Source organism: Microbacterium zouquanmingi, from assembly GCF_052266695.1.
In the GTDB taxonomy this organism is placed as follows: Bacteria; Actinomycetota; Actinomycetes; order Actinomycetales; family Microbacteriaceae; genus Microbacterium.
Genome location: NZ_JBQPQZ010000001.1, coordinates 1 through 13065 on the forward strand (window position 1 = coordinate 1; position 13065 = coordinate 13065).

Annotated in this window: 11 protein-coding genes; 6 read left to right on the forward strand and 5 right to left on the reverse strand. The window is 60.7% G+C overall.

The annotated features are described in order from the left end of the window. Positions 1–264: 264 nt before the first annotated feature. Positions 265–1458, reverse strand: a complete 1194-nt coding sequence (locus tag ACTU6U_RS00005; protein ID WP_443467118.1) for a M23 family metallopeptidase — start codon at positions 1456–1458, stop codon at positions 265–267. Positions 1459–1526: 68 nt separating this feature from the next. Beyond that, on the reverse strand, positions 1527–2018 hold the full coding sequence (locus tag ACTU6U_RS00010) for a hypothetical protein (RefSeq protein WP_443467119.1): 492 nt from the start codon (positions 2016–2018) through the stop codon (positions 1527–1529). A 429-nt stretch (positions 2019–2447) separates the two neighbouring features. Between ACTU6U_RS00010 and rfbA the strand changes: the two genes are divergently transcribed. The 3 genes from rfbA to ACTU6U_RS00025 are packed head-to-tail and all read left to right on the forward strand — an operon-like array spanning position 2448 to position 5763. Continuing rightward, positions 2448–3320 (forward strand): glucose-1-phosphate thymidylyltransferase RfbA, encoded by an 873-nt coding sequence (gene rfbA, locus ACTU6U_RS00015; protein ID WP_443467120.1) that lies wholly within the window; start codon positions 2448–2450, stop codon positions 3318–3320. Beyond that, a complete protein-coding gene (gene rfbB, locus ACTU6U_RS00020) occupies positions 3317–4315 on the forward strand; it encodes a dTDP-glucose 4,6-dehydratase (RefSeq protein ID WP_443467121.1) in 999 nt (332 codons plus the stop codon). The genes rfbA and rfbB overlap by 4 nt, the downstream gene beginning before the upstream one ends. A gap of 32 nt (positions 4316–4347) precedes the next feature. Continuing rightward, positions 4348–5763, forward strand: a complete 1416-nt coding sequence (locus tag ACTU6U_RS00025; RefSeq protein WP_443467122.1) for a sugar nucleotide-binding protein — start codon at positions 4348–4350, stop codon at positions 5761–5763. 46 nt (positions 5764–5809) lie between these two features. Here the strand turns inward: ACTU6U_RS00025 and ACTU6U_RS00030 are convergent, their stop codons facing one another. Next, positions 5810–6718, reverse strand: a complete 909-nt coding sequence (locus tag ACTU6U_RS00030; protein ID WP_443467123.1) for a glycosyltransferase family 2 protein — start codon at positions 6716–6718, stop codon at positions 5810–5812. Then, positions 6715–8400, reverse strand: a complete 1686-nt coding sequence (locus ACTU6U_RS00035; RefSeq protein ID WP_443467124.1) for a glycosyltransferase — start codon at positions 8398–8400, stop codon at positions 6715–6717. The genes ACTU6U_RS00030 and ACTU6U_RS00035 overlap by 4 nt, the downstream gene beginning before the upstream one ends. A 179-nt stretch (positions 8401–8579) precedes the next feature. Between ACTU6U_RS00035 and ACTU6U_RS00040 the strand changes: the two genes are divergently transcribed. Then, complete coding sequence (locus tag ACTU6U_RS00040; RefSeq protein WP_443467125.1) at positions 8580–9449, forward strand: ABC transporter permease; 870 nt, start codon at positions 8580–8582, stop codon at positions 9447–9449. After that, positions 9433–10176 (forward strand): ABC transporter ATP-binding protein, encoded by a 744-nt coding sequence (locus ACTU6U_RS00045; RefSeq protein ID WP_443467126.1) that lies wholly within the window; start codon positions 9433–9435, stop codon positions 10174–10176. Before ACTU6U_RS00040 ends, ACTU6U_RS00045 begins: the two co-directional genes overlap by 17 nt. A 5-nt stretch (positions 10177–10181) precedes the next feature. On the opposite strand, the gene ACTU6U_RS00050 is transcribed toward ACTU6U_RS00045, so the two are convergent. Further along, on the reverse strand, positions 10182–11255 hold the full coding sequence (locus ACTU6U_RS00050; protein ID WP_443467127.1) for a glycosyltransferase: 1074 nt from the start codon (positions 11253–11255) through the stop codon (positions 10182–10184). A 67-nt stretch (positions 11256–11322) separates the two neighbouring features. On the opposite strand from ACTU6U_RS00050, the gene ACTU6U_RS00055 reads away from it, so the two are divergent. Continuing rightward, positions 11323–13062 carry a DUF4012 domain-containing protein gene (locus tag ACTU6U_RS00055; protein ID WP_443467128.1) on the forward strand — a complete coding sequence of 580 codons (1740 nt, stop codon included), beginning with the start codon at positions 11323–11325 and terminating at the stop codon, positions 13060–13062. Positions 13063–13065: the final 3 nt, after the last annotated feature.

Consider the following 13065-nt stretch of genomic DNA (forward strand, 5'->3'; position numbering starts at 1 on the left):
AAAACCCCAAACAAGACGAGTCAACTAAACCGTCAGCAGTCCCCTGCGCTCGTCCTTCATCTCGGACGGGATCTCCAGCTCGGAGTGGCTGCGGATCACGATCGCCGATTTCGCCGGATCGGCATGCACATCATCCGAACTAGAAACATGCACATCATCCGAACTAGAAATCGGTGATGCTGTGCCCCTCCACGCCTGACGCCCTTCATCCGCGAAGGACCCCACCAATCATTAGCGGGGTGGGCGCCCTCCTGCCTTCCGGGGTCAGGTACGGCGGATAGTCGGTGATGGGTAGCCCAGCATGCCCCACTCCGCGTAGCTGATCGGCCTGTTCACGGTTGGACCGGCGTACCAGATCGTGGGAGAGCCGTTGAACTTGTACAACTGGTCCCCGGGAAATCGGGTTGCGATCGTCGGATTCGGGAATCCCTCCAGTGCCCATTGCTGGTGGCTGATCGGCCCGCCCTTACCCGTGGCAAAGTCGGTCAGGAAAGCGATGTTCGCATCCCACGAGAGTCTCACGAAGCCCTGAGTAGCACGCTTCTGGAACGGCTGGAACCCGGATGCCCCCCACTCCTCGTACGTCAGCGCATGTTTGACACCTCCCGCGTCCTGGACGAAGACCTGGGAGGAGCCTGCCCACTGGTAGTAGAGCGAGTCTTTAATCCAACCGGCGATCCGCGGATTTGGGCGTCCGACTCGATTCCACTCCTCGAGCGTCAGGTGCCGCCATATCCATCTCGACTGCTCGGTGCCGAAGATAGTGACGGCGCTGATCGTGGTCGACCAAGGATACCTGACGTATTCAGTCGGCGCAGAAAACGGAGGAGGCGACCCCACCGCCTGCCACTGCGAGAAGCTGAGGGCGGTGATCGCTGTCGGCGTCACCGCCCACACGGTGTTGTCGTACCTCGTGACGTAGTACTTGACGGGCTCACTGGGCTGAGTTGGGCCTACAACGTAGCTCTCGAAGTCGACCGATGCGGCGAACCCCTGCTGGGTCGGCGTGCCGTTTGCCCAGAGGGAGACATGAACGTGAGGCCCATAACCGCCTTCACTGCCGAATCCCGACGCACCGGAGTAAGCAATGACTTGCCCACGACTGACACGCGTTCCGACTGCGACAATGCTCGACATCAGATGCAGGTATCGGAGATAGTTTCCATCATCTCCGCGGAGAGCGAGGTAACGACCGGTGGCCGTCGATGTAGAGTCCTTGCGATCGATAATCACGCCATCCGTCGCCGCTCGGACTGCCGTTCCGATCTCGACTGCATAGTCGGTGCCTGGCTCTGCGGAGGGCGGATTCCGGTTCTTGTGCCCTTGCCACGAATCGGAGATGCGAACGTCACCGCACGGCCGGAGATACGTTCCGGCGGCAGTGGCACTCAGCCCAGGAGAAAGGGCGTCCGCGCTGACCGCGACTGCTCCGAGCAGGGTCCCCGCCCCCAGGAGCATGGCCCGGCGAGAGATGGTCTGCTGCGGTCGACGCCTCGATGAAGAATCGTCAGCATCCGCATCCCACACTACCGATCGCCCCCCTCGTTCTCGCCTCGGATCAGTCTCTGGATCTGTTCCTCTGGCAGCTCGCTAATCGATCCAGATGATAGTTCGAGCACGGGCGCCGACGGCGTGCCGCCGATTGTGCACAGCGCTCGGCCGTCGATCCCGCCGGTCCGAGCGGGAACAATCACCAGCCACTCGGGATCCACCGTGCGGTGCTCGACCCGCGTGTGTCCGAAATCGAACCGGACATCGGAATTGAAGGTCGAGACGGTGGCGTCGACGCAGATCTTAGCCAGCTCGTCGCCGGTGAAGGATCCGAACTCTGCGTCCGTCGTCGATGGCGCCGCGGTGCTTGGAGCGTGTGTCGTCGAGTCGGGCTCCGGACTCGCGGTGGCTACTGACGTTGGCGCCGGACCCTTGGCTCCCGGCACACCAGCACACCCGGCAGTAGCTATGGCCATGGCGCCGACGACTGCGACCGCGATCAGACGTGTGATGTAACGGGGAGTCATACTTTCGAATGTAGCGGTCAGCGTCTGGGCTGGTGGCGAATCGCGCGGAAGTGTCGTCGTTTGGCCGACTCTTTCTCGAGCGTGACGACGTCACCGCACACCCAGCAGAGAAAGCAGTTCTCTCCCACGAGAAATATAGTGTCGTCCGCAACAGCTTCGCATCCCGGACGGTTTCCGCACCGAACATCACCCATGGACTCGCTCGACGTCGCAGGGCGTGCTGGTAGACGGTGAAAGGCTGCTCGCGCAATACCGGCTCTCGGTCGATGAGCGAATGCAACCGCTCTTCGTCGAGCGCGACCGTCAGCCCTGCCGTTTCGGAGGGCCGACCCAACTGTCACGCCAGTAGCGGCGCCCGCGACTGTCCCGCAGAAGTACCTAGTTGGAGCCTTAGCGAGACTTTCGATCTTCGTGTGGCACGATAGACGGGTGAAAGGCATTATTCTCGCAGGTGGTTCCGGCACCCGACTACACCCGATCACGCTCGGGGTCTCCAAACAACTGATCCCCGTCTTCGACAAGCCGATGGTGTACTACCCACTGTCAACGCTGATGCTCGCCGGCATCAACGACATCCTGATTATCACCACTCCCCATGACGCGCCGTTCTTCGAACGCCTGTTGGGAGACGGTTCTCAGTTCGGCGTTTCAATCTCTTTTGCAGTCCAACCGTCGCCCGACGGTCTCGCTCAGGCATTTACGATAGGAGCCGATTTCATCGGTTCAGATCATGTCGCTCTAGTGCTTGGGGACAATCTGCTCTATGGCCCGGGACTCGGTGCACAACTCAAGCGGTACGCCGCGGTCGATGGCGCGGCAATCTTTGCATACTGGGTAGCGGATCCGAAGGCATACGGCGTGATCGAGTTCGATGCATACGGGAAGGCAGTCTCTCTCGAAGAGAAGCCTGCATCGCCGAAAAGCAACTTTGCAGTCCCTGGCCTGTATTTCTACGACAGCGACGTCGTAGAAATAGCGCGAGAACTGAGTCCCTCGCCGCGCGGCGAGTACGAGATAACGGACATCAATCGTGAGTACCTCGAGCGCGGCAAGCTTCAGGTCGAGGTGCTCCCGCGCGGCACCGCGTGGCTCGACACTGGGACGTTCGACCAGATGACCGACGCAGCTGAGTACGTTCGAACCATCCAGCGCCGAACTGGCTTGTCGATCGGGGTTCCCGAGGAAGTCGCGTGGCGCCAGGGCTTCCTCAACGACGAGGAACTGCGAAAACGAGCTGAACCGCTCGTGAAGTCTGGCTACGGCAGGTATCTACTCGAAACTCTCGAAAGGGGTCATCGATGACGCGCATACTCGTCACTGGCGGGGCAGGGTTCATTGGCTCGAGTTTCGTACATCACGTAGTCGAGAACACCGATGCTCACGTCACTGTCCTCGACAAGTTAACCTACGCCGGAAATCGAGCGTCGTTGGCGGGGATTCCTGCTGATCGTTTGCGATTCGTGCGAGGGGACATTACGGACGTGGACCTCGTCGACAGTTTGTTTACCGAGGTTGACTCCGTGGTCCACTATGCGGCCGAGTCCCACAACGACAACTCGCTACACGACCCGCGCCCATTCCTTGAGACGAACATCGTCGGAACCTACACCTTGCTTGAGGCAGCTCGGCATCACAATCGACGTTTCCATCACATCTCCACCGACGAAGTGTATGGCGACCTCGAGCTTGACGACCCGGATAGATTTACAGAGTCCACACCATACGCCCCCTCTTCTCCTTATTCGTCCACCAAAGCGGGCAGCGATCTTCTCGTTCGAGCCTGGGTTCGCTCTTTTGGCGTGCACGCAACAATCTCGAACTGTTCGAACAACTACGGTCCTTACCAGCACGTAGAGAAGTTCATTCCCCGTCAGATCACCAACGTGATCCGTGGCATCCGGCCTAAGCTGTACGGCGCCGGACATAACGTTCGTGATTGGATTCACGCCGATGATCACTCGTCTGCAGTCCTTACTATTTTGGACAAGGGCACGATCGGTGAGACATACCTCATCGGGGCGGACGGCGAAAAGGACAACAAATCAGTAATGGAGTTGATCCTGACCGAAATGGGTCAGCCGATGGACGCATACGATCATGTAATCGACCGAGCTGGTCACGACCTTCGTTATGCGATTGACTCAACAAAATTGCGAACGGAACTCGGATGGGCACCAAAGTACGGAAATTTCGAGGCTGGGCTGGCTTCGACCATCGATTGGTACAAGAAAAATGAAGCGTGGTGGGCGCCCTCTAAAGATGCCACAGAAGCTTTCTATGCCGGTAGAGGGCAGTAGCGAGTGCGGCATGATCTCGAGGGTAACTTGACGTGACAGAGTACGGCAAGGCACTGCACTCCGCGAAAACTCCGATTCCAGGCCTCCAGTTGTGGCGGCTCCCTGTACACGGCGACAGTCGCGGGTGGTTCAAAGAAAATTGGCAACGCGAGAAGATGGTCGAGGCCGGTCTTCCAGACTTTGGACCCGTACAGAACAACATCTCATTCAACGATGCGACCGGCACAACCCGTGGCATCCATGCTGAGCCGTGGGACAAATGGGTGTCCGTAGCCACCGGGCGAGTATTCGGAGCGTGGGTAGACCTTCGGGACGGCCCCAGTTTTGGCACCGTCTTCACTGCGGAGATAGATCCATCAGTTGCAGTGTTTGTCCCTCGCGGCGTTGGAAACTCCTATCAGACCCTGGAACCCGATACCGCTTACTGCTATTTGGTGAATGATCATTGGTCAGCGGATGCCGCATACAGTTTCCTCAATCTGGCCGACCCGGATGTGGCCATCCCATGGCCAGTACCCTTAGAAGACGCCGAGATCAGCGCGAAAGACCTTAGCCATCCACGGTTGGCAGAAGTTCGGCGAATCCCGCCGCGCATGACCCTCGTTCTCGGCGCAAATGGGCAACTGGGCAAGTCTCTTCGCAAACTCTTCGATGGCCGAACCGATGTAGAGTACGCCGAACGTACGGACCTCGATCTCAGCGACCCACGTTTAGATCGAGCGCGCAACTGGAGCGAGTACGAGACCGTGATCAACGCGGCCGCGTACACAGCAGTCGATCAAGCGGAGACACCCGAAGGGCGACGTGCAGCATGGGCAGTGAACGTCACCGGCGTCCGCCGGCTTTCCGAAATTGCGCGGGCCAATGGAATTACGCTTGTGCATATTTCGAGCGACTACGTGTTCGATGGCACCGAGGATGGCGCATACTCTGAGGCTGCCGATATTGCCCCGCTCGGAGTGTACGGACAAACAAAGGCCGCCAGCGAGCTGGCCGCCGCCATCGCACCGAAGCACTACATTGTGAGAACCAGTTGGGTTATCGGCGACGGGGCAAATTTTGTGAGGACGATGGCGTCATTGGCGCAACGAGGCATCAATCCCATGGTCGTCGATGACCAGCGCGGGCGATTGACATTCACCAGCGACCTTGCGTGCGGCATCAGGCACCTGTTGAATACGAGACCAGAGTACGGTGTTTACAACTTGACCAGCTCCGGCGAGCCGTGGACGTGGGCGGACGTAGCTCGAGCCGTTTTCTCGTCGGCCGGCCATGACCCGTCCCGTGTTACCGCTGTTAGCACGTCCGAGTACTTTGAAGGCTCAGCCGGGATTGTTGCTCCCCGACCCAACAACAGTGTCCTCGACTTGGCCAAGATCGAGTCGACCGGATTCGTGCCGTCACCGATGAGAGCGCAGTTGAACGACTACGCCAAGCGAATTATGTGAACAGTGGTGTGCGTGCAGCGATCAGCGTTACCGCACGCCACCATTGTTAGTTCTTCCGAGCCCCTTCCACCTCGGGATAACGAATCACCGGATTGAACGTGATTCCACGCAGCCACTTCCCCACCAGCTTCGTCCGCAGGTCAAAGGGCACCCGTCCCCGGTGCAGGCTGACGAACAGCCGTGCGCCGAACTCGAGGAAGTACAAGAGACCACGGTGATGCAGCTGCCACGATGCTTCGTTGCGCACCCCGTAGGCGAACTTCCACAGGCTCTTGCGATCAACCATGGCGTAGTTGACACCGCGGTTGTCGCCCATGTCGTGAACAACGACACTGTCCAGCACTTGCACGCCAGGGCAACGGCCGGTGAGACGCAACGTGTATTCACGGTCGTCGAACCAGATGAAGTACTCGGAGTACGGCAGGCCATACTCAGCGATTGCCCAACGCGGAATCAGCACAGAGACAAAAGAGCATGCGGTGACCATGACATTCTGCTGGCCTTTAACGAGAAGCCGACCCCAGTCCCACGTAGGTACGGGGTTGTTCATCTCACAGATGCTTCCATCAGTGAACTTCACCACGGAACATGCAAAGGGAACGTCAGGCCCGAGCTCAGCGACCGCACCATCGAACCCAGAAATAAGAGTGGCTAGCGCTTCAGGTTTCGGGTAGCAGTCATCGTCCATGATCCAGACATGGTCCGCACCTGACGCGTAACCTCTGCGCATACCTTCGGCGAATCCGCCAGCGCCACCTGAGTTAGTCTCCATCGTGACGACTTCGAGCGGCACCGAAGTCTCGAGACCCGCTAGGTACTCTGCGGTGCCGTCGGTCGATGCATTGTTGATCACCAGGAGCGTCTCGACCGCGTGAGTCTGCGCCTCGATCGACGAGATCACTGTCTTCAACTTATCGAGCCGGTTGAACGTAACGACCACTCCTGCGACGCTCACCACGAGCTCACCTCTTTCTTGAACCAAATACTGGCGGATGACTGCGCGAGAAGCTTCTTCTCCGCAGCGCGTTCCTCGTCCCACAGGGACTTTCGCGCGTCTTCGTCTCCGGCCAACGACGCAACGATCTTGGAAAGTCCGCGAGCTGCTGTGCGCGCGTGACGTGGGACCAGAGCGGCGTCAGGAATGATGTCGGCTTGTGCGCCGACGTCTGTCGACACCACCGGGACGCCGTGAGCAATCGCCTCGAGCGTCGTGAGCGTGAGCCCTTCGTTGTGAGAAGCCACAACAAGCAAGTGCGCCTCATCGAGGGTTTCAGAAACTGGAGTTTCAGAGGTCCTCCGGACGATATCGTCCTTCAGCCCGTTAGCTTCAATGACGTCGTCGACCCACGAAGCAAGTTCACCGTCGCCCTGGAGAATGAACCTCATTGAATGGCCCTCTCGCTTGAGATAGTTCACCATCGAGATGAAAACCTCGGGGGCCTTCTGTCGTGCCATCCGGCCGACGAACGCGACGGTGAATACCTCGTCTTCGCCCTTGGAACGGAAGACGGCGTCCACAGAGTCCGTCGTCAGTCCGCCCAACGGAGCCATCAAGACACGTTCAGCAGACAAACGTTGCACATCGATCATCCACCGCGCCAGTGAAGGCGAAATCACGTGGTGCGTCGTTATCGAAGCGCTCGCAATCACGCTGCTCAGCGGATAGCCGCCACCTGTGTACTCGACGATGTGAGTGCTATCAACAATCGGGATGTTAGGGCGCGAGGCAGCAATCCATGCCACCCTGTCGTACAGCCACTGGTTGTGGTGTATGACGACACCGCGAACGTCGAAGGTTCGAAGCAACGCCCTTAGCAGTGGTTCAACTCCTGGCGTCTGCGAGGTAACGGTCGGCTCCGAAAACGGAATCAAAAGCGCACCATCGAGTTCCGGTCGGGTGATCCAAGGTTGATGCGACGCGCGGTTCGTAAGAACAACCGGCAAGAATCCCGCTTCACGCACCAGTTTCACGGTTTCAAACGCCCAAAGTTCGGCACCACCGAGTTCGAACCAGTGGAGTCCGATGATCACCGCTCGCTGCGCGCCGTCAGATGCGGGGGAAGCCAAGACAAGCTCGTCGTCTTCGTGAGCACCGCCAGGCAAGAACTCGCTCTCGTAGTCACGACGTTGCATCGGCCGGTTGAGTCTGCGTCTGAATCGAAGCAATGACAGATCTCGCGCGTCGTCATAGAGCATGGGGGCACGAGTTTTCACCCACCGAGCGATCTTTCCAACAACATCAGTACGCGGGGGCCGATAGGGGTCCGAGGCGAGGACGTCGTCCATTGAGATATGCAGGTGACGCTGCGGAGCAGCAACGAGATGCCGAGCCGCAACTTCGTTGTCTTCAGCCTGTCGCCGTTCCTCAACGAGGTCGCTCACGATTTCGAAAGAATCTGTCCTCCGTCGGTTCTCTCGTGACATGCCGTCGAACGTGGTGTCGTCCGTCAAGCGAGGAAGGTTCTCTGCGCCGCCGCCATACAGATGCGCACGAAGCTGACGCCCTGGTGCCATCAGCGCGTGGAAGTTCAACGCACCTACGAGAAGTCGTCGTTCGCGGAGGGAAAGTTCGTCACCGAATTCAGCGTCGACGAAATGAAACAACGCGGGCTGATCGAGGACTGTATGTAGTGTCACAGAGTAGGAAACTTTCGGCTAAAGGAGCGCAACAAACCCCCGTGATCTTATCAGCGCCGTTTGCGGATCCCTGGAGCATCCGGTGAATCTGCCATGAGCTCCTCACGATCGCTTGCGGTTCGCCTCGTATGATGGTTCTCGGTGTGCGCGCAACCCGCGCGCCCGGAAGGAGGCGCTCGGTGGGTCGAGCAGACACGATCGAGAGCCAGGGGCTGACAGCACCCGGATCTGACAGCGGCCTCTTTGAAGTATTCCGGCAGCGTCATCTGCTGTCGCTGATCGTGCGCAAAGAAGTGCAGATCCGCTATCGAGGCTCGATCTTCGGCTGGTTGTGGTCGTACGTAAAGCCCTTGGTGCAGTTCGTCGTATTCTTCGTTGCAATCGGCGTCTTCCTGGGGATGAACGGACGTGTCGATTATTTCCCCATCTACCTGCTCTCTGGCATCACAGTCGTCACGTTCTTCAACGAGGCGTTCTCCAATGGCACTCGTTCGCTTGTGGACAACGCTCCACTCATCAAGAAGATCTATCTCCCCCGAGAGATGTTTCCCATCGCCAGCATGCTGATCGCCGCGGTGAATGCTGTTCCGCAGATCATCGTGGTCGTCGTGATCGCGCTGTTCTTCGGGTGGACGCCGTCATTGCTGTCGATCGCCGCGGTGGTCTTCGCCCTGGTGATCGTCGCGATCCTCGCTAGTGGCCTGGGCCTGCTCTTCGGCTCCATCAACGTCACCTTCCGTGACGCGCAGAGCTTCGTTGACATTATTCTTATGTGCGCCATCTGGGCTTCTCCCGTGATGTACGCCTGGACGCAGGTCGCTGATGCCGTTCCGAGCTGGCTCTTTACGCTGTACTGCTTGAACCCAGTTACGGCGGCCGTCGAACTATTCCACTACGGAATCTGGTACCCACTGGGCCCAACCGGATCCGGACCGATTCCGGACATGTGGTTGTTTGCCGGAATCGCTCTGCTTGTCTCGCTCGTGTTCCTGGCCGTTGGTCAGCTCGTTTTCCGACGCCTGGAGGGTCGCTTTGCCCAGGATCTCTGAATCGACACCGCTTCCCCGCATCGTGGTCGACGACGTCCACAAAAATTTCAAACTGCGGCACACTCATTCCATCAAAGAGACCGCCCTCGCCGCGATCCGCCGCCGGCCTCTGACCACGGACTTCCACGCGCTCGACGGGATCTCGTTCGAGATCAGCGAAGGCGAATCTGTCGCGCTCCTCGGCTTCAATGGCTCGGGCAAGTCCACGATGCTGAAGCTCATCTCTGGCGTACTCACTCCAGACTCTGGTCGAGTGCTCACTCGCGGACGCGTCGCCGGTCTCATCGAGGTCGGCGCGGGTTTCCATCCAGATCTCTCGGGTCGAGAGAACATCTTCCTCAACGCCGCGATCCTCGGCATGAGCAAGAAAGAAACCGAAGCTCGCTACGACGAGATCGTCGAGTTCAGCGAGATCGAGAAGTTCATCGATAACGAGGTCAAGCATTACTCATCCGGAATGTTCCTGAGACTTGCGTTCTCCGTCGCGATCCACACAGAAATGGACATTCTGCTGATCGACGAGATCCTGTCTGTCGGAGATGAACCCTTCCAGAAGAAGTGCCTCGACCGGGTGCGCAAACTCCATGCAGCAGGCAAGACACTCGTCGTCGTCAGTCACGATCTGGAGATGGTGTCCAAGCTCTGCGAGCGAGGCGTCCTCCTCCAGAACGGCAAGAAGCGCTTCGATGGCCCGAGCAAGGAAGCCGTGTCAATCATGCGTGCCTGAGCGCGTCACAACTCCGCATGAAGCGCCCACACGCGCTCCGCGGCACTCTCCCATGAGAACGCTTTTGCGCGATCCGCCGCAAGCACCCGCAGACGCTTCTCTCCTGCGCCGACGGCGTCGACCACAGCGTCCGTCATCTCCTCGATCGCAACGAGAGCGCCGCCTTCGGCGACGACGTCGCGATGCACACCGCTGTCAGAGGCAACAACCGGCACCCGCAGCGTAAGAGCTTCCATCGCTCGCCACGGCCACGCCGACGCCGAGCTGGGCGCGACGAACGCCGCCGCGGCCCCGAGCAAAGCCGCACGGTCCGAAGCCGCCAGACGCCCTCGCACGTGCGCACGGCGCTCCGGCAGCCCCGCCGCCGACGCCATCTCAACCAGACGCGGCTCAGCGCCATCGACTGCGTCGAGGACCACGACGTCGATGTCTGCCGCGGCGGCCGCGCGAAAGCCGTGCTCCAGCTCATCCTCGAGTCCGACGAGCACGACGTACCGCTCCGGCAGTGACAGCGCGTCGCGCCGCCGCGCGGCATCCGATGGCATGACGAAACCGTCTGGAGCGGCGCCGGCGATCACTCGCACCCGGTCACCGAGCTTCGCGAAGTCTTTGATCCTCTCGGCCATCGCATGCGTGGGCACGACGACAGCATCTGCGTGCTTCGCCGCACGCCGAAGCATCCCTCGTTGCCATGCGACGTTCGATTTCGACAGGTTCTGGGGCGCCTCCCACGCGCTCAGATCCCACACCGTCAGCGCGACTTGGTCGTTATCGTGCACACGATCATGCTTGACCAGCGGTGCCATCAGAGACGGCGCATGGATGAGCCCACCGCCCACCCCCGGAGCGATCCCCATCTGCCACGATGCGGCCAGTTCACGGCGCCCGAGTCTTAGAGAGCGAACCCCGGCGACGCCGGGAATCGCGGCGTCTCCGCCAGCGGGGACGATCAGCTCAACGGAGCATCCAGACGGAGCAGTGACGACCAGCCCTGTGACGAGGTCACGCGCGGCCTGGGCCTGGTCGGCGTCGACAATCGTCGCGATCTGGTCGAGAACGACGCGCAACTGAGCACCCATACGCTCAGATTATCCGCGCACGCCCGGAATCTCGGTGCCGCGCGCCGGAGCATGCTTGAATGCACTCATGAGTGACGGTCGACTGCCACCGCGACGACGCTGGGTGGGATGGGTGGTCGGCCTGACACTGCTCGTCGTCATACTCGCGGTCGGCTGGGTCTTCTTCCGCGGGTTCGGCGCCGCGAGCGAACTGCAGAACGTGCGCAACTCCGTCGGGCAGCTGCAGTCCGCCATCAACGACCGCGATTTCGCACGGGCTGAGCAGATCACCCCGCGGATCGAGCAGCATGCGGCCGTTGCCCACGACCTCACATCCGACCCAGTCTGGCGCAGCTTCGAGTTCATCCCCTGGCTCGGCGGTGACTTCACCTCGTTGCGTGAAATCGCCGAGATCACCGACGACGTGGCGACCAATGCGATCACACCTCTGATCGCCGTCGCGAGAGAAGCCGACCTCGCAACCCTCGGGCTCAGCGGTTCGCACGTCGATCTGGCCCCGCTCGCCGTTCTGCAGGAACCGCTGGGCGAGTCCGCCACGACGCTCGCTGCCGCTGATCTGCGCGCTCAGCGCGTCGACACCGACGTCACGATCCCGATGATGGGAGACGTCATCACCCAGACGCGCGATCTCATCCACGATGCCTCCGCAACGGTCGGCGCGATGCACGGGGCATCCGTGCTGCTGCCGAACATGCTCGGCAGCAACGGACCCCGCACCTATCTCGTCGCGGTCCAGAACAACGCGGAGCTTCGCTCACACGGTGGCGCAGTGCAAGCACTCGCGCTGATGCACGCCGAGAACGGCGCACTGAGCATTGACCGCACCGTCTCCGCGCACGACTTCCCGGCCCTCGACGCGCCCCTTCCGCTCGACGAGGCGACAGTTGCGCTGTACGGCGACGCTCCGGGCCGAATCGTGCGCGATGCCACGAGCATCCCCGGCTTCGCAGAGGCGGGAGCGATGCTCGCGACGCGCTGGCACCAACAGTACGGCGACGCGATCGACGGCGTCATCGCAGTGGACCTCATCGCGCTGCAACAGCTGACCGCAGCCACCGGACAGATCTCCTTCAGCGATTTCACCGCCGGCCCCGACACTCTCGTAGAGGTTCTCGCCTCTGAGGTTCCCGCCACCGGTGCAGACTCCACCGCCTACGATGCCTTGGTCGTCCAGGCCACGAGCGCGCTGGTGTCGGCGCTCCTGATGTCAGACGATCCGCCTGCCGTCCTCGGAGCGCTTTCGGATGCCGCATCCGGAGACCGCATCCGCGTCTGGAGCGTCCATCCCGAAGAGCAGGCCGCGCTGGGAGCATCCACTCTCGGCGGAACGCTGCCGAACGACACCGAGAGCGATGTCTACGTCGAGGTGCTGTTCAACGACCGCACCGGCGGCGCGATGGACTATTACGCTGATGCCGCCATCACCCGGGCCATCGGTGAATGTCACGGCGATCAGACCACCCAGGTGCACGTGACGTGGACGAACGACGCCCCCGCGAGCGAACTGCCGGCGTCGGTGACCGGCGCAGATCCCGAGGATCCCGAGGGCCTCGAGCCGGGCACGACGCGCACCCTCATCGCGATCGTGGGCCCAGAAGGCGCGACCGCAAAGCAAACCGGTGACACACAAGCGCAGCTCGGCGAGCGCCCCGTCGTGCAGTACGACGTGACACTGCCCGTGGGCGAATCTGTCACGATCACGGCGACGTTCACCGGTTCAGGCACGGGAGAACAGTTCGCCCACGTACGACACACGCCGATGCTCAATCAGGTCGACGTGACGCGGGCTGCTCTCGAGTGCGAGTAAGTC